Source organism: Pseudovibrio sp. Alg231-02, assembly GCF_900143565.1.
In the GTDB taxonomy this organism is placed as follows: domain Bacteria; phylum Pseudomonadota; class Alphaproteobacteria; order Rhizobiales; family Stappiaceae; genus Pseudovibrio.
On sequence record NZ_FREX01000001.1, the window covers coordinates 55,161 to 78,939 of the forward strand.

Annotated in this window: 15 protein-coding genes and 2 pseudogenes; 7 read left to right on the plus strand and 10 right to left on the minus strand. The window is 48.2% G+C overall.

The features are described 5' to 3' along the window. Positions 1–700: 700 nt before the first annotated feature. The gene (locus DHN43_RS00205; protein ID WP_108817346.1) at positions 701–1,504 is read right to left on the minus strand and encodes a calcium-binding protein; all 804 of its coding nucleotides are present in this window, start codon (positions 1,502–1,504) and stop codon (positions 701–703) included. Positions 1,505–1,925: 421 nt separating this feature from the next. Here DHN43_RS00205 and DHN43_RS00210 point away from each other — a divergent pair. Next, positions 1,926–2,985: pseudogene (locus tag DHN43_RS00210) on the plus strand (IS3 family transposase); the annotation flags it as partial. 194 nt (positions 2,986–3,179) lie between these two features. Here DHN43_RS00210 and DHN43_RS00215 read toward each other — a convergent pair. Both DHN43_RS00215 and DHN43_RS27000 read right to left on the minus strand, forming a co-directional pair. Then, a complete protein-coding gene (locus DHN43_RS00215) occupies positions 3,180–4,154 on the minus strand; it encodes a GlxA family transcriptional regulator (protein ID WP_108817347.1) in 975 nt (324 codons plus the stop codon). Positions 4,155–5,472: 1,318 nt separating this feature from the next. Further along, positions 5,473–5,844 (minus strand): hypothetical protein, encoded by a 372-nt coding sequence (locus tag DHN43_RS27000; protein WP_159096769.1) that lies wholly within the window; start codon positions 5,842–5,844, stop codon positions 5,473–5,475. A 541-nt stretch (positions 5,845–6,385) separates the two neighbouring features. Between DHN43_RS27000 and DHN43_RS00230 the strand changes: the two genes are divergently transcribed. Beyond that, positions 6,386–7,591 (plus strand): MFS transporter, encoded by a 1,206-nt coding sequence (locus DHN43_RS00230; protein WP_208994776.1) that lies wholly within the window; start codon positions 6,386–6,388, stop codon positions 7,589–7,591. A 201-nt stretch (positions 7,592–7,792) separates the two neighbouring features. On the opposite strand, the gene DHN43_RS00235 is transcribed toward DHN43_RS00230, so the two are convergent. The 3 genes and pseudogenes from DHN43_RS00235 to DHN43_RS00245 all read right to left on the minus strand — a co-directional run bounded on the left by DHN43_RS00235 (position 7,793) and on the right by DHN43_RS00245 (position 13,447). Continuing rightward, a complete protein-coding gene (locus tag DHN43_RS00235) occupies positions 7,793–8,560 on the minus strand; it encodes a hypothetical protein (protein ID WP_108817350.1) in 768 nt (255 codons plus the stop codon). 342 nt (positions 8,561–8,902) lie between these two features. After that, positions 8,903–11,956, minus strand: a complete 3,054-nt coding sequence (locus DHN43_RS00240; RefSeq protein WP_159096770.1) for a right-handed parallel beta-helix repeat-containing protein — start codon at positions 11,954–11,956, stop codon at positions 8,903–8,905. Positions 11,957–12,310: 354 nt separating this feature from the next. Further along, a pseudogene (locus DHN43_RS00245) lies at positions 12,311–13,447 on the minus strand (transposase). Positions 13,448–13,632: 185 nt separating this feature from the next. Between DHN43_RS00245 and DHN43_RS00250 the strand changes: the two are divergent. The 4 genes from DHN43_RS00250 to DHN43_RS00265 all read left to right on the plus strand — a co-directional run bounded on the left by DHN43_RS00250 (position 13,633) and on the right by DHN43_RS00265 (position 18,526). After that, positions 13,633–14,778, plus strand: coding sequence for an aminotransferase class V-fold PLP-dependent enzyme (locus DHN43_RS00250; protein ID WP_159096771.1), 1,146 nt, complete (start codon positions 13,633–13,635; stop codon positions 14,776–14,778). Between the two features lie 471 nt (positions 14,779–15,249). Then, a complete protein-coding gene (locus DHN43_RS00255; RefSeq protein ID WP_108817353.1) occupies positions 15,250–16,560 on the plus strand; it encodes a selenium-binding protein SBP56-related protein in 1,311 nt (436 codons plus the stop codon). A 65-nt stretch (positions 16,561–16,625) separates the two neighbouring features. Next, entirely contained in the window at positions 16,626–17,336 is a 711-nt protein-coding gene (locus tag DHN43_RS00260; protein ID WP_063296872.1) for an SCO family protein, read from the plus strand. Next, positions 17,336–18,526: a cytochrome-c peroxidase gene (locus tag DHN43_RS00265; RefSeq protein ID WP_108817354.1), complete on the plus strand. Its 1,191-nt coding sequence runs from the start codon at positions 17,336–17,338 to the stop codon at positions 18,524–18,526. The genes DHN43_RS00260 and DHN43_RS00265 overlap by 1 nt, the downstream gene beginning before the upstream one ends. 91 nt (positions 18,527–18,617) lie before the next feature. Here the strand turns inward: DHN43_RS00265 and DHN43_RS00270 are convergent, their stop codons facing one another. From DHN43_RS00270 to DHN43_RS00285, 4 genes are all read right to left on the minus strand, one after another. Beyond that, positions 18,618–19,733, minus strand: a complete 1,116-nt coding sequence (locus tag DHN43_RS00270; protein ID WP_108817355.1) for an ABC transporter ATP-binding protein — start codon at positions 19,731–19,733, stop codon at positions 18,618–18,620. 10 nt (positions 19,734–19,743) lie between these two features. Beyond that, entirely contained in the window at positions 19,744–20,631 is an 888-nt protein-coding gene (locus DHN43_RS00275) for a carbohydrate ABC transporter permease (protein ID WP_108817356.1), read from the minus strand. After that, a complete protein-coding gene (locus DHN43_RS00280) occupies positions 20,624–21,535 on the minus strand; it encodes a carbohydrate ABC transporter permease (protein WP_108817357.1) in 912 nt (303 codons plus the stop codon). Before DHN43_RS00280 ends, DHN43_RS00275 begins: the two co-directional genes overlap by 8 nt. Positions 21,536–21,607: 72 nt before the next feature. Continuing rightward, on the minus strand, positions 21,608–22,855 hold the full coding sequence (locus DHN43_RS00285; protein ID WP_108817358.1) for an ABC transporter substrate-binding protein: 1,248 nt from the start codon (positions 22,853–22,855) through the stop codon (positions 21,608–21,610). Positions 22,856–23,059: 204 nt separating this feature from the next. On the opposite strand from DHN43_RS00285, the gene DHN43_RS00290 reads away from it, so the two are divergent. Then, on the plus strand, positions 23,060–23,776 hold the full coding sequence (locus DHN43_RS00290) for a response regulator (RefSeq protein ID WP_208994777.1): 717 nt from the start codon (positions 23,060–23,062) through the stop codon (positions 23,774–23,776). Positions 23,777–23,779 lie beyond the last annotated feature (3 nt).

Here is a 23,779-nt window from a genome sequence, read left to right on the forward strand (position 1 = left end):
CCCTCTGACATAAAATAAATCTCCAACACGATGTTTTTCTTCATCGCTTGATGCCAACGTTCAATCCTGCGTTTGCGAATAATGTGGAGCCTGCCGAGGCATACTTCATAACGTCCAAGGAATGGTGTCGCGAGAATAGTCGCCCAGCACAGTGGATAGGTAGAACCTGCTCCAGCCGATAACCTTGATGTATACGAATTCAGTCCACCCCGCTGGTTCGGCTTTATCGTCTTGCCTTCAGCCTTGTTAGCCACATAAGCCTTGCTGGTAATTAGGCCTTACGCCTTCAACAGCTGATAAACAGAAACGTTCAATATAAAATAGCCTTTTGTATCAGTGAAGTGAATTAAAAGGTCGTGAGGAAACAGACCCATTTCCTCCAGGGCTAGTTCGGCAATCAGTTCTCATCGGGAATGCAGTTCCACACCTTGGACGACTTTGAGACGTGATCCTCTAGTGCTTCAATGCCGCCTTCACAATATCGGTCGTACTAAACGTAGAACGTAATGCGTAGAATACCCAGATGCTCTAATGTGCGCTTAATCAGTTGGCAGGAGCTCTCCATCAGCCAACCAATCTCAAGCTTCTTGTGGGCAGGATAATTCAAAAGTCGCACAAAATTAATAAGGCTCCGGCCCGTTGTATTGAGCCGGAACTAGCATTTCAATTATTCAAAATTTACTCATTATCTGCCTTAGCATTAGAACAAGAACATATCAGCAGTAAAATCTTCTTCTCGGAAATTCTTAATCATTATACTTGAGGTGCCAACCTCGATTACAACGCCATTCTCAAGACTGTAGGCATTGGCTTGAATATCTCCTAACGATCCCCATCCGGAGGCTGCGTAATGTTCCCTTAGGTCGATGCGGTCACCAACTTCAAAGTCCGTAATTACATCGTAGTCGTTATTGAACTCGCTTTCAGCGAAGACAAAAACATCATTGCCAGCACCGCCAGTTAAATGATCATCGCCAATACCGCCAGATAGCACGTCATCACCACCTCGACCATTCAAATAGTCATTTCCACCCTGACCTCTGACTGAGTTTGCAAAATTGTCTCCGAAAATATAGTCACGCTCGTTGCTGCCAATCACGTTCTCAAAGTTGTCGATTTGAGTAAAGTTAAGCCCTTGGTCTATTGGTTGAGCTCTACCCCTATCCAGATCCACTAGGCTTCCGTTGCTACCTAGCACTAGAGTGTCTAGCCCGTCGCCACCATTCACATTTAAAGTACTCGCACCGATCACGATGGTATCGTCACCGTCTTCTCCATAGACAGCGTCTGAACCTTCAGTGGCAATAATTGTATCATCACCGCCACCACCAACTAAAATGTCATTACCATCGCCTCCATCGATAAAATCATCCCCCTCCCCTCCCATGATCAGGTCATCGCCAGCTTCACCGAAGATTTCGTCATTGTCGCGTCCTCCCATTAAGAATTCGCCTTCGGATGTGCCAATTAAATTTCTTTGAATCTCTATATTGTATTTGTGCATTGTGTATTCCCGTACTTGCAGTAATAGCCCGTATTTTTTCACGTTATGCGAAACTTGTTGAGCGCGTTGACCGACAAAAAAAGGCGATCTAAGTCAGTATCTCCAATATTAGTAGTCTCCAGCTGCAGTCTGCGAATTGCTCAGAATATGCTTGATGGTTGGCTTCGTGAGGAATCCATGTCGAAACATCGCGATTTTAACAATCGGCTGGCGCATTTAGCTTATTGACGCTGGTTACGCCTCTAGTTTCTGCCACTAAAGGGATGCTGCCGATGTCATGCTGAGCCAATTGAGCTGGCCCACTTAAATGGTCTACGTTTATGATTAAGATAACGGAGGATTGAGCTGCTAACCGAAAACTGGACCGTCTTGAGCTAGAGTTTTCCATTCATGATCCCAAGATCGGGAGAAGGAGAATTCTATGAAGAAGAGCAAATTCACGGAAACGCAGATGGCGTTTATTCTGAAGCAAACATAAGAAGGAACAAGCGTTGCGGAGATTTGTTGCAAGGCCGGGGAGCTGAGGCCACATTCCACAATCGGCGTAAGAAGTATGGTGATTTGATGCCATCGGAAATGAAACAGCATCAAGATACTTGATGAAGAAAATTCCAGGTTGAAGTGACTAGTGGCTGACCTTTCGCTGGCCAAAGCTATGATGCAGGGCGTTCTCAAAAGAAAGCTCTAAGGCCTGCACGCCGTCGTGAGCTTGTTGATGATCTGCGCGCTATTGGGGGCGTCAGCATCGGCCGAGCCTACAGTGTTTTGCAAGCCCATCGCTCAACCTATCACTATCGGTCACATGGAGACGAGCAGGCCGAAATCAAGGAACTCATCAAAGAGATTGCTAAAACGCGCGTGCGTTATGACTATTGTCGCCTCGTGTCCTGTTGCGACGAGAAGGTTGGCTTGTGAACGCAAAAATGGTCTACCGGCTCTACAATGAGATGGGCCTACAACTAAGAAACAAAACGCCCAAAAGGCGCGTCAAAGCCAAGCTAAGAGAGGATCGTGTAGAAGCGACACAAACCAATGAAACATGGGCTATGGACTTTGTACATGATCAGTTAGTCACTGGTCGCAAGATCCGAGTGTTGACCATCGCGGATACATTCTCGCGGTTTTCCCCAGCCACTGATGCTCGGTTTAGCTACCGCGCAGAAGACGTCGTTCAAACCCTTGAGAAGGTGTGTCGCAAGCTCGGCTATCCTAAGTAAATTCGCGTTGATCAGGGAACAGAATTCGTCTCCCGCGATATGGACATTTGGGCCTACCAGCACGGGGTCATTTTAGACTTCTCACGGCCTGGAAAACCAACCGACAATGCGTACATCGAGAGTTTTAACGGCAAGTTCCGAGCTGAATGTCTAAACACTCATTGGTTCATGAGCCTTGACGACGCTCGCTTAAAAATGGAGAAATGGCGTAGAGACTACAATGAGGTTCGTCCTCATAGCGCAATCGGGAATAACCCACCGATAACGCGAGTAATTTGGGGGCGAACAAAAGGCCTTGAGCCGCACCATCGGAAAATCTCCAGAACCGGTGGTCCAAACAAGGGGAGCAGGTCAACCGCCGGAAAATTTCTAGTCCGGCGGTCCGAATGAGGGTAGCGACTCAGTCCTCCGGTTTCCTAACTATAGGCGTGGACCACTTCAAAGGGGGAGGCTCAGTCTTACAAAGGGTTTGAAAATCTTCTGCGGTATTCACTGGGCGTCATTCCAATATTCTTGATAAACAGCCGCCTAAACGATGTTGCGTCTGAATAGCCTACTTCTATAGTTAAATCGTCGATAGAGATGTTATCACTTTCAAGAAGTTCTTTTGCAAGTTCTATTCTCATTTGTTGGATATATTGACTAAGAGGGGTCCCTGTTGCTGCTTTAAAGCGTCGCTCGAATGTTCGTACAGGAAGGTTCGTTGCGCTCCGGGCTTTATGAAACACATCCTCTTGCGTTAGATTTTGTTTGATAGCAGATAGAGCCTTGTTTATTTGAGCGTCGTAACGCAATCTTGTGGCTTCCATACTGGCATATGAAAGTTGATCCCTTCGCCCCCAATCAACCAAGTAGTACTTTGCACTGCGTAAGGTAGCGTCTTTCCCCAGATATCGTGAGATTAAGAAGAGTGCGAGATCATTCCAATATGCTCCTCCTCCAGATGTAACTATTCTGTGAGCTGGGCCGCTGAAAAGCATAGTCCTCTTCTCATGTAGAACAACCTGAGGATATATTGACTTGAATTCCTCTGCCCAAGCAAAGTGAGTTGTCGCCTTTTCACCATCTAAGACGCCTGCTTGAGCTAATACAAATATCCCAGAAGCTGCCGAAGCTAGGGTTGCTCCTTCTATGAGATTTTGTCTGATCCATTCTAGGACATCATCGCTCACTAAGCTTGGAATTCTATGAATATCTCCGATAGGGGGAATGAATATTGCGTCGACAATCCCGGTGTCGGAAATCGTCGAATCTGGTATAATCACTCTGTTATTCCACCCTCGGACAGGTGCTTTTGTGCTTGATACAATCTTCACATTTAACTTTGATGGTTGCGTTTCTGATGCCCCTTGCGCAGTGGCTAATATGTCAAAAAAGCAATAAAGTGCACTTGTGTGGGCACCCGGTGGTGCGAAACATGCGATAGTAGCCATTAACTCCGCTCTTAATGTTAAAATCGACTACAGCCCCGGAGAAAATCAAGCCAATATCGTAAAGTTGCCTTAGGGAGGATTGCAGATTGATATTGGATTGGGAATAAATTCTTCTACAACTAGTCTAAGGTTTTTGAGAGCAATGGAATAGTTGCGGGGTGAATTGAACGACGGGGTCACCTCATTTTTTTTCGGGAACGTCATGATAGACAACCAGATTTATTTTATTAGTGTGTGTAAGGACAAAATGAGGGCGAGAGCGATAAATCCCCGCGGCCTATCGGGGCGTCTGCGCACAAAGTTCGGTTAAGAGGAACTATAACGTTATCTCGGTTTCTCTGATTTTTGGCCCTTATGCTATCCGCTTAGATACGTGCTTTTGTGCGCGCGCAAATCAAGCGCTCTAAGCTGGCAGTGGCACCAATAACCTACCATTGCTAACTTCAGTTTGGACTACTTAAGTCGAGCGTCACGAACACGATTGCCTCCTGCAATCATAAAATTGCTTCATCTGGCCATGTGAACAAACGCGGCCTTTAGCTTTATGACAGGAGGGTGAGCTACAAGAAAGTCAAAGGCCAAATATTGCGTTCAGAGCTGTTGCCTATAGGTTGCAGCAACTAGATAGAGTAAATTTTGCTAGGGGTTGGTAAAGAGGGATCTCCTATTTCGGCAGATACACAAGGATCGCTTGATTGAATTTGGTTTCATTTTGAAAAAAAATGTCTGGGTCGTTGCAGGATCCGGTGATAATGAAGCCGCATTTGCTAAGTTCTAACCCGTTAGAGTTGCTTGCTCCGCTCGCGAGACTACAGATGCGTTTTTGCCGCTTCATAGAAGCAACATTCTCAGTTGTGTGATCACCGGTGCAAACGTACGCACGCGGGTCTTTGGTGAAAATATTTCCATAAAAGCCTGCCTCAAACATTGTAAATTTGCGCCGCTCATATTCGCTCACTTGGAGGCCTGGGTGAGGCGAGTTTTCGTTTGTGGCACGCGTTGAAATCTGAACTGGGACTCCAATTGCGTTTGTTCTTGCAAAAATACAGCTAGACACGAGTTCTTGTTCAGGACGGGTTAGAGCTCTTGTTTTCCAATCTGGGGCTAGACCTAGTAAGCCCGAGTACTCTTTTCCCAATCTTACGGCTACATCACCCGCTTTTAATGAGCAGCTTACCAAGTATTTAAACAATTTCTCAGGAATTTGCTCCTTTATCGGTCGATCTTGTGCCCGTAAGGAAATCGCGCCAAAGAATATGCAAAGGAGCGCTAAAGTCGTTAATCTCTTAGAGTGCACTTGGCGCTCCCTTGTTTTTAATTATTGTAGTGGGCTCTCAGCCAGCTGTTGAAGAATTGACTTCTTTACTTCTCCACCACCACTGACACCTGAGCCACCGTCGTTGGAAGTACCATCACGACCTAAACCGTTGTACGGCATCCCGTTGTACGGCATCCCGTTGTACGGCATCCCGTTGTACGGCATCCCGTTGTACGGCATCCCGTTGTACGGCATCCCGTTGTACGGCATCCCGTTGTACGGCATCCCGTTGTATGACAAGCCGTTGTATGGCATCCCATTGTAAGGCATCCCATTGAGGTTGATGCCGTTGAGCACCATTCTAGCTTCAGCAGCTGAGAATGACATCACAAGAGCTGAAGCACAAAGAACTGCTTTAATACATCGTTTCACTGAATATATCCTTGGTAGTTATTGTTGCCATACAAGTAAATATCATTATGAACGTAAGTAAAAGTGCGAATTACGTAAGGATGAGGTAAGTAACGCCAATATTATTGTTAAAAATAAAATTAAATAAACAAAAAGAAATTTAGTGCAATTTAGTTACATCTCTTTTTTGATGTTAGTTCTTGCCGTCAAGTTATCGTTCTTGTGAAGCTGCGCCACCGGGAATAGTGATCTGCTTAGCATGTTCTTTGGCTGGGTTGACTTTTGCAATCTATTGGGGAGTTCGAACTCGCTGACTTGAGCCCGACATCCTTAGTGTAAGTGCATGAGGTGCCCAAATGGAGCAGGCAAAAAGTATAGAATTTGCGCTGACTTCTGGGTGTCGCAACGTTGTATGTAACAACTTAGTGCGGGTGCTAATGATTTTGATGAGGATTAATTGATGGAATATTCAGAATATGTTACGCATCAGATTTAGAAATTAAAAATTAGATGATTTTCAATTTGACTGTGAAGTTTATATTCTTGATAGGCAATAAATAAATTGTGGATTTTACTATTTGCAAGTTGTATCGCTTCTATTGCAATGGGTATTACACTCGTTGTTGTGCCGTGGGAGCTTGCTAAAACTACCGGAGGTGAAGCTCTTACTGTTGCTGCGACTTGGTCCACTATTATCCTGTTATTCTTGGCGCCAATATCTGGCCGGTTGATTGATCGTATTTCCCGGCGGTTTACATTGAGATTGTGCACTCTGGTCATGGGAATTGTATTGCAAATCACTTCATTGGTTTACAGCGATCCTGCATTTCGTGTGGCTTTCTTGTGTGGAGTGTTCTTTTTTTCGCATGTATTTTTTTTATTTTTTCACAATGCGTTAGCAGCACTTATTCAAGAAATATCTGATAGAAAAGGGCGGGGCAAGTTAAATGGGTGGATGCAAATTGAGATACAAATCTCAACCTTTTTTGTAGGCTTTTTGATAATTTATTTAGTGGGTAGCGAAGAAGCTAGACTTATTTTGTTTGTAAATGGGATCTTGTTATCTCTGTCATCGTATTTACTTGGGTTTATACCCTATAAAAAGAAAAAAGTGCCGAGGCGAGCGAGTAACTCGAGAGCCGTATTCATCGTCATCTTAAAACGCTACGATCTATTGATACTTGGGGTTTGCGGAAATATTGCTTTTATCTGTTCTATGATGCTTAATATTGTTATTCCGATATACTTTGCAAGCGTGCTTCAAATAGATATTTCAGCGGTTGCAAAGCTATCTATTGCATTTGGTATTGGAGCCAGTTCATCAGGATTTTTCTTTAGTAGAGTTACATTAAAAAGATCTGCAGTACCGGTGATGAATATCTGTCTGGCCTTGTACGCAGCAATAATTTTGTCGATGTCCCTGGTTCCAAATTTTCTCGTTATTCTTACGCTGTTTGGAGGACTTGGAGCTGTTAGTTCAGCGATTCGTGTAGTGTTTAGTACGTACTTAATGAGTGTCGTAGACGAAGATATATTTGGGAGCTATCTATCTGTAATTAGTGCAATTACCTACGCCCTGCGAGCGATCTTTAGTTTTATACTTATGTTAATTATTGCATGGCTTCCGATAGCTAGTTGTTTTTGGTTAATTTTATTTATTAGTCTTGTCGGCGTAGCATTAATACAAGTCCATAAGTTTGTTGCTTCGGGGCATAAGTTGAAAGTTAGCGACTTGGATTGTAATAAAGAAATTCATGCCTCCCTTTAAGTGTCTTCTCTCTTTGGGAAGTTTCTTAAAGCGGGTTTGAGGACTGTTAAACTGATTGATGGTGTGGTTGTCCTAGTAATCCATTGAAGTTTTACCTTATGCTGCTCACTTGAGTTAGTTTCAATATTTTTAGTATTGGAACAAAGGCTGGTCCTTTATAATGGATAAAACATATCGGGTGCATCTTGGGGTGCGAGGCGGTTACCGTGTCATGCTTAGTATGAAGTATTTAAGGTTGTCAGAAAGTTTTCGCCAATTTTCAATTGGGTGACCAGGTCTTGGCCACTTGCGTAATGAACTGTCAGCTGTATTGATCGTAGTCCCTATTGTTAATCCTTCATCGTGGTGGAAAAACTTTATCTGGCAGGTGTCGTAATTTACTGCGACCTTTTGCCTATTACATTCCGCTGAAAAATCTACTGCTTCAGTTTGCCTATTATAACCGATAATGCTGTATTCCGTATTTGACTTAATTTGTTTCAGTATTGTAAAAGATGAGTTTCCTGAATGCGTTTTATATTCTTTGACTTTCTTTTTTATTTTTTCCAATTCTATCATGCGGATGCCCTCATCTACTGAGATGTAATAGATTCCCTTCAATATTTTGAATTCGTTATCTTGGGCGATACCATAGTTGATGATGGTATCTGAAATCCGAAATCTTGACATTTCTGGGGGTGTGTCCTCGTCATTTTGACAATAAACATACTTGTTATTCCAGAAATGAGATTTCGAGTACCTAGGTAACTTGGACTCATCTGGAGTACCAGTAAAGATAGCTCCGTAGTTTGCAGGCAACTCAAGGTATGTAGAGCCAATCTTGATACGGACAGGGTCTGCTCCAATGTCGCATGGAGGGGAGCCGGTATCAATTGTGGGGAGTGCTAAGACAACAAACAACAAAATGATTGGAATTACAAATAAAAGTAACCCAAGTAGCTTAATGAATTTTTTAAGTGGAGACTTCATGTCGGTAAACCGAATTCCTAAATTAGCTAGATGGCGAGGTAAAAGGTGGTTTCGCATATTCGAGCGGTTAGATTTTGTTTATAAGTGAATCGGTTTCGACCATGACTGAATCTGGATGACTTTTTATCGGGCATCCGCTCTTCGAACTTCACAAAAGTAAGTATTGAGTTTGAAGCTGCGAGTTGAAATGTCATTGATGTTCTGCTGATGCATTTTGCCGCCAAATTTTTTTGATCCATAGAAATTTATACGGCTATCCGGTTCAGCTCCTGACGACCCTTGGTTCTTAAGGGGAAATTGCTCATGGCGTGCTGGTGTTTGCGAGATGATGCCATGCAAAGATTACAAAAAATCGTAATCAGAGCTGGCGGCTAAGCTTTGAGCTGAATTTGAAGCGCCACCGTCGTCAGCTAGGGGAAGCGCGTCAAATGGATCGATCTTCGAGTAGGGGTCTAAAGAACTACTGGATATCGAGAAGTTGTAGATGTCATCAGATAGTCCCTCCATATTGACCCATTCTCCATCAGGTCTTTCTATTCGGGCAAACAAGTGGCCAATGGATAACGTATATGCGCCGTTTGCCAGATCTTCAGGCAAGTTAAACGTAAAGGTGCTTTTGCCTTCCTGTGTATCGCCTGTCTCAGGATCGACTGAAAACGCGACTTCCCCCGTTGATCTACCAATTACTTTCAGAGAACCGTCCGTATATCCAAAGTAAGTTTTACCTTCAAACAGAAGGGTAACTTGTCCTACTGCGCCATCAGCTTCATTGCCAATGTGAATACCTGACAACCCTTCAACGCCTTCTACAGGCTCGAACTCAGTGATATCGCCTTCATCATCTGGTAGGTTGGTTGGGTCTTCCACAGGTCCCTCGTCTGGATCTTCCACAGGACCCTTGTTTGGGGCTTCTCCGACCTCGTTCGCAATGTCGAAATCGATGACATCGGGACTTAACACCTCCATATTAACCCATTCTCCACCAGGTCKTTCTATTCGGGCAAACAAGTGGCCAATGGATAATGTATACGCGCCGTTTGCCAGATCTTCAGGCAAGTTAAATGTAAAGGTGCTTTTGCCTTCCTGAGCATCTCCTGTCTCAGGATTGACCGAAAACACGACTTCGCCCGTTGATCTGTCAATTACTTTCAGAGAACCGTCCGTATATCCGAAGTAAGTTTTACCTTGAAACAGAAGGGTAATTTGTCCCCCTGCGCCATCAGCTTCATTGCCAATGTGAATACCTGACAACCCTTCAACGCCTTCTACAGGCTCGAACTCAGTGATATCGCCTTCATCATCTGGTAGGTTGGTTGGGTCTTCCACAGGTCCCTCGTCTGGATCTTCCACAGGACCCTTGTTTGGGGCTTCTCCGACCTCGTTCGCAATGTCGAAATCGATGACATCGGGACTTAACACCTCCATATTAACCCATTCTCCACCAGGTCGTTCTATTCGGGCAAACAAGTGGCCAATGGATAATGTATACGCGCCGTTTGCCAGATCTTCAGGCAAGTTAAATGTAAAGGTGCTTTTGCCTTCCTGAGCATCTCCTGTCTCAGGATTGACCGAAAACACGACTTCGCCCGTTGATCTGTCAATTACTTTCAGAGAACCGTCCGTATATCCGAAGTAAGTTTTACCTTGAAACAGAAGGGTAATTTGTCCCCCTGTGCCATCAGCTTCATTGCCAATGTGAATACCTGACAACCCTTCAACGCCTTCTACAGGCTCGAACTCAGTGATATCGCCTTCATCTGGCAGGTTGGTTGGGTCTTCCCCAGGACTCTCGCCACCACGAGGAGGCGTCTCAATTTCGGGATCAAAACTAACGGAGAAGGAGGGGGACAATTGAGAAACATTGCCTGCGCTATCGACTGCTTCAATCGTTAGTTCAAAAGTTCCTCGTTGTCGCAGAAAATAACCATTCGCAGTTGTGTAGCCAACTAAGTTGCCGTCCAGGTAGACGTTGTAGTAAGAAACGTCATCATTGGAAGACCAGTGTACCAGTACACCCTCTTTATATTCATTAGCGAACTCTTCAGAAGTCAATATCGACGGCTGTTTTGGGGGTGTCTCGTCCGGTGTCGCGGTTAGGAAATGGTTTAGCTTGGCGCCATAATGAGGAATTGGTACAGCTCCAGCTCCACTTTCCGCAAGTTGGGAGCCATCGAGTGGTCGTCCGCCGCTGTCGATTTGCGAAGTAACTTCTAATACTTCGCTACTCTGATCAAAACCTGTTGCTTCTTGGTGATCTGAAAGTGATTTTCCATCAAAGTCGACCTGCCCATCTGCATCCCAATAAACATTTCCATCGATGTTTGCAGCTGAAAGATCTGTACTGCTGGATACTATTAAGGGGTCATTATAAGACCAGGCCTCATCGCTCAGGCTAGAGGACGAGACTGACACGATATTACCCAATATTACAGGATTAGTCGTTTCAGTTACAACAGTGTCTGATCCTCCCGTATATGTCGTTAACGGTTGAATCGAAATACCGCCAAGATACCACCTTGTCCCGTTTGCTTGGACGCCACCAGCATCGAGAATAGTATTTTGAGTAACCACCGGATCTTTTGCACCTGAAAGTAGGACACCGCTATCTAAAGTGTTTTTGATTATGTTATTGCGGATCGTTGTATTGAATGTCCCAGCATACTCAGTATTGTCGGTGTCATAATACTCGGAGTCAGTGGTGTACCCTGAAGCGATCCCTCCACCGGAGTTGGGAAGAGCTGCGGTGCTAAGGCCGGTGTTCTCTATAAGGTTATCTTCAAACAATGCATTTTTGGATCCGCCTTTGACGTAGGCGCCTGTCGTTGCAATGTCATGAATATAGTTCCCCCGAACCACCAAATCATCTACATTTACGGCATCAATTCCCTCGGCATTTGAAGATGGGAAGTCGTCTAGAGTCCCGCCCCTGCCCGATCCGTAAATCTCGTTACCAAAGATTGAAACATTATCGCAGTTTGGGGTTAACTTGATGCAGTCGCGACCCGAGTCATGAATAATGTTGTTCTGAATAATAATATTACTGGCTGCGCTCCCGAAGTATTCGTGCCCGTATTCAATTGCAGTCTCCAGCTTGATGGCGTATTCACGTCCGCCAGATATATCAACGTTCTGAAGTACGCTACCAGATGAGTCAATTCCAAAGGAGAACACTGCATGCGGTCCGTCAGACCCGCTTGAAGCAGCGATTTTCGGAAATTCGTCGCCCGGGTAGCCAGAAACTGTCACGTTTGGAGTATCCAGCTCCAAACCTTGATTAGCATCATAAGCCCCTTCTCGGATGTAAACAGTGTCACCTGGCTTTGTCGCTGAGAGTGCCGACTGAATATCGGAAAAATCACCTGAACCATCGGAGGCAACAATAATTGTACTGCTCATAGCTAATTCCTTTTTGAGAATGTTCAGCGCGAGAATTAGCGTGCAGTGGTTAAGCCCCTGCATTCAGACGCTATAATTAAAAGCTTTGAGAGGAAGTCTACTCATAAGAAATTCAATAATTAATGGGTGTGGGCGACAATTAAGTGAGTGTTCCGACATTCTGTAGAATGATTGATTAAATCTAATTAAAACAAGACGATCACGACTTAATTGGAACTCTGCTCTGCAGATGAATTGCAGAGAAAAGAATTTGTAAGAGCTTTGTTAAATTTTTTCCTTACGATCTTTGATCGTAAGCGATTGGAATGCCTTTGCTAATTATTTTAAAAGACATTTCGTAAGTGGCTTCTTCCATTACTCGCTCGAGAAAATTGTATCTTGGTTGCAAACTGTGTGAGCGGAGAGGTGTGCGTGGTAGCACAAGCGACGCTTTTGAAGCGTTTGTCGTTTAATCAGCTGTCTTTTCTGCAAAATCTGCTTGGCACGACCAAAGTAAGCATCTGCCGGTATGACGTTTCGTGGTAGCGCTGATTGTTATAGTAAACGACGAACAGACTGATCTGTAGTTCTAAATCCTTACACATGTAGTAGTTCTCCAGCAGAACGCGGTTCTTCATGGTCTGATGCCAACGTTCGATTTTGCCTTGCGTTTGCGGATGATAAGGAGCGCCTCTGACATGCTCTATGTCCTTTCCCTCCAGCCATTGTGCCAGATCCGATGAGACGTATGAGCTGTCGTTGTCAGAAAGCAGGCGCGGACGATGCAGCAACTTTGGCTGCTCGCATCCGGAGGCATCCAGCGCCAGTTGGAGCGTAGCGGTTACAAAATTGCCTTTTGTGTCGGTGAAGCGTACGGCAAGTTCGCGAGGAGATAAGTCCGGAATCTCCAAAGCCAGCTCGATAAACTGCTCTCTGATCGCATCGGGATTACGGTTTCAAATCTGGGCAGGATGCGATTTTTGGTCTTCAAACGCCTCAACACCGCTCTTACAATAGTGGTCATACCAAACATAGAAAGTAGAGCGCGGAATACCCAAATCCTCCAAAGTGCGCTTGAATGGTTGGTGGGTGTTATCAGCCAGCAGGATAATCTCAAGCTTCTCGTGAGCGGGATATCTCATTCGTCGACCTCCCCACCGCCTGTCATACTTTTTTAAAGAAGCCGCAGTTCAAGGGCCTGCTCTGCAATCACTTCTTTGAGGTCGCGAGCTTCCTTACACAGTAGCTTAACCTCTCTGGTATTTGCCTGACGAGCTATGTCACCGGCAAGCCGCTTCTTGCCAGCCTCAAGAAACTCCTTCGACCAGCTGTAATAGAGCCCTTGCGAAATACCTTCCTGACGGCACAGCTCAGCAACGCTGTCTTCGCCGCGTAATCCGGCAAGTACAATTCGGATCTTGCTTCATTGGAGTAGCGCTTACGGGTTTTGCGCCGGATATCCACGACCAAGCGTTCTGCAGTAACGCAGGTCGTCTTTGTGTTCTGCCCCATATCTCACTCCTGTTGTCGTGATCGTGGGCCAAAACATTCCCTTATTTAATTTAACCGATCTGTACATGAGGCGTCGACGACAAATAATTGTACTAGATACAATACGTTAGTTGACTTCCATAATGCGATACACCTTATTCATTGTATTAAATACTTCTTTCCTCCAATTCTGCTCGAGGCTCATCATGGCTCTGATTTCGCCACAACGGCACCTGTTCGATATTCCACCCAATATCGCCTACTTTAATTGCTCCTATAATGCGCCTCTGCTCATTGGGTCAAAAAAAGCTTTAATCGAGGGGGCGGCGTCTAAGTGCTGGCCGTGGCAGAGAACTCCTAATGAATTTTTCGATGATGCCGAGGCATTCAGAAGGGCTGCCTATACTGCCTTTGGAACGAGCGTCGATAATTTCGCAATCGTTCCTTCGGCGAGTTATGGGTCTGCGACAGTTGCGCGCATTCTGGAGGAGCACTTATCTTTTGGAGACGAAGTTATCGTCTTACAAGAGGCGTTTCCGTCAAATTATTTACCTTGGCTGCGACTTACACAAGAAACTGGTGCGAAGCTTGTCGTGATCCCGACCCCAGATGACTACGATTGGACGCGAGCTGTCTTAAATGAGATCAATTCGAGGACAAAGCTTATCGCTGTCCCAAACTGTCACTGGACAAATGGTGTCTTGTTAGACCTGAACAAGATTTCCTCCGCAGCCAAGAACGTTGGTTCGTTCCTTGTTCTAGAAGTGACACAATCTCTTGGTGCGAACCCGATCGATATTGATAGCTTAGAACCTGATTTCTTGATTTCAGCGGGTTATAAATGGATGCTATGTCCTTATGGTCTTAGCCTTTTCTATGCAGATCCTAAATGGCACCATGCGCGCCCGTTAGAAGAGACTTGGCTAAGCCGTGAAGGGGCTGAGGATTTTGAGAATTTAGTGGAATACGCAGATCAGTATCAGGTTGGGGCTAGGCGGTTTGAAATGGGGCAAAAAAGTATACCTTCAGTCCTGCCAGGTGGCATAGCAGCCCTTCGACAAATTGGAGAATGGGGCGTTGCAAACATTGCTGAGACACTTCGTAGAACAAACAGGCAAATTTCCGAATTACTTGAAATGTACGGGTTCCAAACAATTCCTGAGGAAGTTCGCAGCCCAAACATTCTTGGCGCAAGATTAGAAAATGGTGTTCCAGATACTCTTATATCAAGCCTAGCAGAAAGAAATGTTTACATCAGTAAGAGAGGGAGCTCCTTGCGTTTTGCACCATACCTTCACAATACCGAAAATGATATAGACCGACTTGCAGAAGCGCTCAAAGCCTCTCTTTAGAGGAGCTAGTTCGACAGACCTAAGAGTTATCGATTGCTGAAGGTATATATCCTAGTGGGGTGATCAAATTCAGACTCGTTTGGCGGGCAAGGCACGGTTATAGCGTTTCTCAACCTATGATTGGTGCTGAAAAACGTTAATGTTTTCGTTGGTTCGTCTAGTAGCTTGCGAGATGAACTCTAGATGTCCAAGTCGGGATAGTTAAGAGCCGCAACCCTTCATGAGTATGCGCTTCTTGCGTAGTGCTCTGATTTCCCAAAATAGGTATCAACTGCCCGACTTGGATATTCGCTAAGCGATTTAATTAAGCCAGACGTATGTTTATATTTCATTTTGTTGGGCATTACCTTCTCGCAATTGCATGTCGTGCCTAACTCAATAATAGCGCTCGTAGCACTGATATACCTAAATCTAATAGGCTAAAATTCCCTTTAAATAACAGATGTTACAAGGACCGTTAGGGGCAGTGCTATGAATAGAAGAGAATTTGGTGCATTGGTTGTTGCTGCTGCAGCAGCTGCCGGACCGTTTAGAGCTTTTGCTGATGAAACCTGTCAGTCACCTTATATGCCCAAGATCACCGGGCAGGAAGAATTCGTTTATGTCTGGACACTCGGCGTTGAGGGAATGGGCGATGAGCAAGATAAGCTTGTTACCATTGATCTGCGGCCAGACTCGCCCATGCGCGGTCAGGTGATCAAYAGTCTTTCTGTCGGCGGACGGAATGAAGCACATCATGGTGGYTTTTCAGCAGATCGTCGCTATTTCTGGACTGGTGGTCTSGATACCAATCGCATTTTCATCTTCGACGTACATAGTGACCCATCAAAGCCATCCCTGCACAAAACCATCGAGACTTTTGTCAAGGATTCAGGGGGCGTTGTCGGGCCACATACATTCTTTGCCCTTCCCGGCAGCATGATGATCACCGGGCTTTCCAATGATGATGATCATGGTGGGCGCACGGCACTGGTTGAATACAGCGATGCCGGTGACTACGTGGCGACTTATTGGATGCCAACCGCCAGCGACATGCAAGGTGCTGTTGCTGTGGGGGATGCTGTTGCGGACGGTTATGGTTATGACATTCGCGCGCACATTCGCAAGAACATCATGTTGACCTCCTCCTTTACTGGCTGGTCAAACTACATGATGGATTTTGGGCAGATGCTGCAAGATGCYGACGCGATGAAACGGTTTGGCAAYACGATCGTTCAATGGGATCTRCATACTCGTCAGCCGCGTAAGGTCTTCAACGTGCCSGGCGCTCCSCTGGAGATCCGCTTCCCATGGGGCCCGAATGCGAACTATGCATTCTCTACGACCGCWCTCACCTCCAAACTCTGGCTGATTTATGAGGACGACAGTGGGGAATGGCAGGCCAAAGATGTAGCGGATATTGGAAACCCTGCGGACATTCCGCTTCCCGTCGATATCTCCATAGCTGCTGATGATCAGACACTGTGGGTCAACAGCTTCATGGATGGCAAGACGCGGCTCTTTGATATTTCCGATCCGCATAACCCCTTTCAAATTTATGAGAAAACCATCGACMGTCAGGTCAACATGGTCAGCCAGAGCTGGGATGGGAAACGGGTCTACTTCAGCTCTTCCTTGCTGGCAAACTGGGACAAAAAGGGTGACGACGATGTGCAATATCTGCGTGCATACACCTGGGATGGGAAAGAGCTGATCGAGGAYTTTGATATCGATTTTTACAAGCTCGGCCTTGGTCGTGCGCACATCATGCGTTTTGGCAGTTCTGAGCTGTACACCAGTTAGATCAAACTCGTTTTGGGGCAGCACGCGTGTTGCCCCATGCCTTTCCAACTCATTAGGTCTGATGCATGCGTGTATTGAAAAAGTTCCTGGTCTTCAGTGGTGTTGCAGCAACACTTCCAGCACTCTGGTATACCTTAATGGCCGGACAAGCTGCTCCCACTCGCCCATTTTCAGATGCCTTTACCCCTCATGAAGAGTTTCAGTTTGATCCTCCCAAGCCGGGTTCTTACACGCTGAACCGGTTTAGGACGGCGCCAGATGGACGGGTTCTGGATGTAAATGGACAGACACATTCATTTGCAGCACTGACCAAAGGCAAGATCAATTTGGTGAGCTTTGTCTATCTGATGTGTGGCGATGAGAATGGATGTCCAATCGCCATGTCGACGCTCTTTGAAATTCACGATGCCAGCCAGAAGCTTCCCGGACTGCGAGAAGATGTTCAGCTGATCACTATCAGTTTTGATCCTGCCCGCGATACGGTCGAGGCCATCAACTCCTTTTCATACCCCCTTCAAATCGATGCGAATGCTGATCAGAAGCTGAAATGGCACGTGCTTACGAGTTCAGGCATGACAGATCTGCAGCCTATTCTGGATGGTTTTGGCCAAGTCATTGATCGTTCGAACGATCAGGAGGTCATCAATCATCTTTTACGGATGTATCTGGTTGATCGCGAAGGCGTTGTACGCAACGTCTATGGCCTTGGAACCATCGACCCGAGGCTCCTGATCACAGACGTGGAGACGCTTTTACTGGAAGAAAGCAGGTCATAATGCGCCAGTGGTTCCTTACTTGTCTGATTGGCAGTCTCCTGTGTTGGGCAGATGGCGCACATGCACAATCGCATTGCATAGCAGACCCGGAAAACTGGTCTGCAGTGGCTTTGAACCGGAGCCTTTCTGTTCTGCTCGGACTTCCACCCGTCCGCCATCCACATGACAACCCACCGAGTGTCGCGAAGGTTGAGTTGGGCCGGAAGTTGTTTTTCGATCGGCGCTTGTCGATCAATCGCACAATGTCTTGCGCCATGTGCCATGTTCCAGAACAAGGGTTCACCAATTGGGAGCTGAGCACAGCCATCGGCGTTGAAGGGCGCAGCCTTAAGCGAAACTCACCAAGCATTTTGAATGTCGGGTATATGAATATGCTGTTTCATGATGGCCGGGATCATGCATTGGAGACACAGTTTATTGGTCCATTAACCGCGCGAAATGAAATGGCAAATCCATCTGCGGGACGTGTTGTTGCTCTTTTGAAGGAGCTTGCGGACTATGCACAGATGTTCGAGGATGCCTTCGAGGCCCAGGCGTCTCTCGATAGGATTGGGATGGCCCTTGGCGCGTATCAAAGAACAATCCTTGCGGGGAACAGTCCCTTTGATCAATGGTACTTTGGTGGTGATGAAACTGCTGTTAGTGCCGATGTTAAGCGTGGTTTTCAGGTTTTTACCGGCAAAGCGGGCTGCAGTGCTTGCCATCTGATCGAAGATGATCATGCTCTCTTTACGGATGAACTTTTCCATGACACCGGATATGGTCAGATGCGTGAAGAGAAGCGCCAAAATCCCCCGGCAAGCATTCCTGTGCAAGTTGCCTCCGGAGTGGTGCATCAGATGGAATTTTCAAAAATCCGATCTGTCAGCGCTGAACGCGAGGCCGATCTTGGGCGCTATGAGGTAACAGAGGACCCAGCTGACAGATGGAGATTTCGCACGCCTTCGCTGCGCAATCTCACAGTAACGCCACCTTATATGCACGACGGCCATCTCAGTACGATTTCGCAGGTTATTGAGTTCTACGACCAAGGTGGATCACAACTGAGTGGTCAAGACCCACGCATCCGCCCGCTTGGTCTCACAGGTGCAGAAAAACAAGACCTCGAAGCCTTTCTGCAAAGCCTGACCTCTCCTGATCTCGACTGCCTGATAAGCGAGGCAAGAGTGTTGCCACCTGATAATCACTAAGGCAATAACCTAGGTCGATCCACTCAGACTTGCAGTGCGTGTTGTTGATGAACCAGTATCAAGAGATTAAAAAACTCGTCTATTCAAAAACTCACAAGCGAATCAGCTCCTCCGTCTCCCCGTCAAACAAGCACACCCTTCCCATGTCCACAGAGAAGGTCATGCTCTCCCCTGGGTCACACGCAAACAAAGGGGAGACGCGGGCTTTGGCGGGGTGGCCAGCAAGGCGGATGAGGCAGAGGGTGTCGGCGCCGGTGGGTTCCAGGAGGTCTACGTCGCATTCGATTTCCGGGTTTGTGGATTGGGTGAAGGCGTTGTGGGTGATCATTTCGGGGCGCAGGCCGAGGATGATTTTTGTGTTCTCGCGTGTTTCGAGTTGTTTTGAGTCTGGGAGCGGGAGGAAGTAGTTTTTTGGCTCGCCCTTCAGAACGGCTGGCAGGATGACGCCAAACTGGTCTTCTTGCTTCACCAGATCCACTTCCACAAAGTTCATGGGTGGTGCACCGACGAAACCGGCCACATACATGTTCGCTGGTTTGCTGTAGATCTCCTGAGGCGTGCCGATTTGCTGGATCACGCCGTCTTTCATGATGGCGATGCGGTCTGCCAGCGTCATGGCCTCGATCTGGTCATGGGTCACATAGACCATGGTGGCCTTGAGAGATTGGTGGAGCTTCTTGATCTCTGTGCGCATTTCGCCGCGCAGTTTGGCGTCCAGATTGGAGAGAGGCTCGTCGAACAGGAAGATTTTGGGGCGGCGCACAAGGGCACGACCCATGGCGACGCGCTGGCGCTGTCCGCCGGAAAGTTGCGCTGGTTTGCGGGCAAGCAGGTGCTCAATTTGCAGCATGCTGGCGACTTCGCGGACGGTGGCTTTGCGCTCTGCCTTGCTGATCCTGCGCATTTCCAACCCAAACGCGATGTTGCGTTCCACCGTCATGTTTGGGTAGAGCGCGTAGCTCTGAAACACCATGGCGATGTCGCGGTTTTTGGGGTGGACGTCGTTGACCACTTCGCCATCCAACCGGATGGTTCCCTCAGCGATGGGCTCCAGTCCCGCGATGATGTTGAGCAGCGTTGATTTTCCGCAACCGGAAGCGCCGAGCAGGACAAGGAATTCGCCGTCTTTCACATCAAGGGAAATGTCCTTCAAAACTTCAGTTGCGCCAAAGGATTTTGAGGCATGTTCGATGGATATGGTCGCCATAAATGAGCCTTTAGCCTTTGACTGCGCCAGCGGTGAGCCCGCGCACGAAGAACCGTCCGGCGATGATGTAGACAACGAGGGTTGGCGCGGCGGCTATGAGCGCGGCTGCCATGTCCACATTGTACTGTTTTACGCTGGTGGTGGAGTTGATGAGATTGTTGAGCGCCACTGTGACCGGCTGAGACCCGCCTGAGGTGAAGCTGGCGCCGAAGAGGAACTCGTTCCACACCTGCGTGAACTGCCAGATGACCGAGACAACGATGATGGGAACAGAGAGCGGCAGCATGATGTGCCAGAAGATGCGGAAGAACCCTGCCCCGTCCATTGTGGCTGCCCGCACCAGCTCTTGCGGAACAGAGACGTAGTAATTGCGGAAGAATAGTGTGGTGAAGCTGATGCCGTAGATGGTGTGCACGACGATCAAGCCAGTGATGGAGTTGGCGATGCCCAGATAGCCAAGGGTTTGGGCCATGGGCAGAATGACGATCTGGAACGGGATGAAACAGCCGAACAGCATCAGGGCGAAGATGATGTTGGCACCGCGGAAGCGGAAGAGCGACAGCGCATAGCCGCTCAAGGCACCGATCAGGGTGGAGATCGCTACCGATGGCACGGACATGATCACCGAGTTGAGGAAGTACGGGCGCAGGCCCTCGCAGCGCACACCGATGCAGGCGCTGGACCATGCTTCGCGCCAGGCGGTGAAGTTGAGCTCGTGGGGTAGGTCCAGCAAAGCTCCGGCCCGGATTTCCGCGAGATCCTTCAGCGAGGTGGAGAGCACCACGTAAATTGGGCCAAGATAGAGAACCGCAGCGGCGAGCAGCAGGGTCCAGATGAACAGTCGGCCAAACAGGTAGCGTTTGCCGTTGGCGCCGGGGAGTGTTTTGGGATTAGCCATGACGCTTTGCCCTCAACTCTGAATACAGGTAGGGCACGATGATTGCGGCCACGGTTGCCAGCATCATCATGGCAGAGGCGGCACCAAGGCCGATCTGATTGCGGCGGAAGGCCATCTCGTACATGAAGTTGGCTGGCAACGTGGAGGAGTAGCCCGGCCCGCCATTTGTCAGCGCCACCACGAGATCGAAGCTCTTGATGGACAGGTGCGCGAGAATGACGAAAGCGGAGAGGAACACAGGCCGCAGTGATGGCAGGATGATGCCGAAATAGATGCGGGTGGTGCTGGCACCGTCCAGATGAGCGGCGCGGATGATGTCCTCATCAACGGTGCGCAGAGCAGACAGAAACAGAGCCATCACAAAGCCCGAGGCTTGCCAGACAGCGGCGAGGACCACCACATAGATCGCCATATCGCGGTTGACGATCCAGTCGAACTGGAAGCTTTCCCAACCCAGTTTTTGCATGTAGCTTTCAATGCCAAGGGACGGGTTCAGGGTCCATTTCCACGCTGTGCCCGTCACAATGAAGCTGATCGCCATGGGATACAGATAGATCGTGCGCAGCGCACCTTCTGCCCGGATGCGTTGATCCAGCAGAACGGCCAGCACGCAGCCAATGGTGATTGAGAACAGGATGTAAAGACTGCCGAAAATCAGCAGGTTATGGAAAGCCACATTCCAGCGGTCCATGGCCAGCAGGCGCACATATTGCTGAATGCCCTGAAAATCAAAGGTGGGTAGCATGCGGGAGTTGGTGAGCGAGATGAAACCCGTCCATGCAATGAAGCCATAAACGAAGAACACCAGGAGCAAGAACGGCGGTGCGACCACCAGCTGCGGCAAATATCGCTGCAATCTGTCTAAAACAGACATCTGCTGCTTGCGCTGCTGGGGGTTGGACATAGGGTTCTCTTTGCTCACTGGGTGCTGCGGTCTTATCAGGAACTACGCTTTACTCTGACTGCCCGAGGGAAATCAATCTGCTAGGATTACCGTCTCGGCAAGTTGATTGACAGCCTCTTGCGAAGACATATCCGTATTGAAATGCTCTGTGACCACATCCAGAAAAGCCCCACGCACGGCACCGGACTGAACAAGCTCGTGGGCGATGGACCCAACCACGGTGTTGCGCGCTTCATTGAGAAGAAGGTCTTCGCTTGATTTCATGGCGCATTCATCAAAGCCATCAAGGCTCACGCCAAGTCTGGCGGGAATAGAGCCCTTCAGCAGATTGAAGTCCTTTTGCACCTCTTCATCCAGCAGCATGGAGGCCATCAGTTGCTGTCCGGCTTTCTGCTCAGGGTCTGAGACTTTGAACATGGCGAAACTGTCGGAATTGATGATGTAACCGCCCTTGGACGGAGACGAGACACAGATGAAGTCTTCACCGTATTTGAGGCCCGCCGTCAGAAATTCGGCCTTGGCCCAGTCGCCCATGATCTGCATGGCCGCTTCACCGCGCATCACCATGGCGGTGGCAAGGTTCCATTCGCGGCCCGGAGCGCCCGGGTCCACATAGGTGCTGAGTTTGCGCATCTGGTCGAACACCTTGATCATGGTCTTTGAGCGCAAAGCGTCCTGATCCAGATCCAGATAGACCTTTTTGTAAAAGTCTGCGCCGCCGATCCCCAGCAACACCACCTCAAACAGGGTCACGTCTTGCCAGGGCTGTCCGCCATGGGCGAGCGGGATAATGCCAGCGGCCTTGATTTTGTCCGCCACCTCGTTGAACTCATCCCATGTTTGCGGAGGTGTCACGCCGACCTTATCCAGCACTTTGGGGTTGGCCCAGATCCAGTCCACACGGTGGATGTTCAAAGGCACGGCAACATAATTGCCCTGATACTGAACGGTTTCTTTCAAAAGATCTGGCAGCAGCTCATCCCAGTTTTGCTGCTGCGCTATGGTGTTAAGCCCTTGAAGCGAGCCGATTTCGGCCCATTCCTGAATGTTCTGGCCTTTGATCTGGGCAACGGATGGCGGCACTTGGGCCAGCGCACGGGCGCGCAAGACGGCTGCCATGGCATCGCCGCCTCCGCCAGCAACAGGTGCGTCATCCCACACACCGCCACGGGCCTCAAACGCCTGTTTGAGCGAAAGGGCTGCGCGTGCTTCTCCGCCTGATGTCCAGAAATGCAGGACTTCAGCGGTGGTTGCGGCTTGCGCCGTTATGCTACCGAATAAAACAGCAAGTGCGACCAAGCTGAGACGCGGGCTGCCCATTACATTCTCCCGATGGGTATTCTCAAGGACGCTTCTAGCAAACTCTTTCTTCAATTTATCGCGTATAAACACACAATCCAATGAACTTGCACGTGCAAGACAACCTGACGCATACACATTCCTCTCGCAGCGGCCAAATGTTTTGTTATACAGCACTGGGCCAGAGTGAGCTGGTTGGGATTGAAATGGGTACACCGAGGTATGATGCTCTCGAACAAAACACTGCTGATTGTTGACGATGATGAGGAAATCGCCAGCCTGACGGCAGACTTCCTGAAAGATCGTGGGTACACCGTGTTCACTGCAAACTCTGCAGAGGAAGCCATTGAGCTTCTGGACACCAACCACATTGATCTGATGGTTCTGGACATCATGCTGCCGGGAGAAAACGGGTTGACCCTGTGCCAGCGCGTGCGCCAGACCTCCAGGATGCCAATCATCATCATCTCCGCGATTACAGGTGATACAGAACGCATTGTCGGGCTGGAGCTTGGCGCTGATGATTATCTGGAAAAGCCGTTCAATCCTCGTGAGTTACAGGCTCGTATCTTCGCTATTTTCCGCCGTACAGAAGACGTTGAAACAGCAGCCGTGCCCAAAGCGCAGCGCTTTGAGTTCGCCGGTTGGAAGCTGGATGAGGCAACCCGTCATTTAACTGCACCCGATGGTGTGCTAGTGCATTTGAGCTCTTCTGAATTTGACGCTTTGCTGACCTTTGTGAAGGCACCACAAAAACCGATCTCTCGCGATACACTGGGCCGCGTGCTGCGCGGTGCCAAGGTGGATTCCCACGATCGCAGCATTGATATTCTGATCAGCCGCCTGCGCAAAAAGCTGGCACAGACGGACCCGAGTACAGACTTCATCACAACAGTGCGCCATCAGGGCTATCTGTTTTCTCAAAGCGTAACGCGGGTGTAGGTC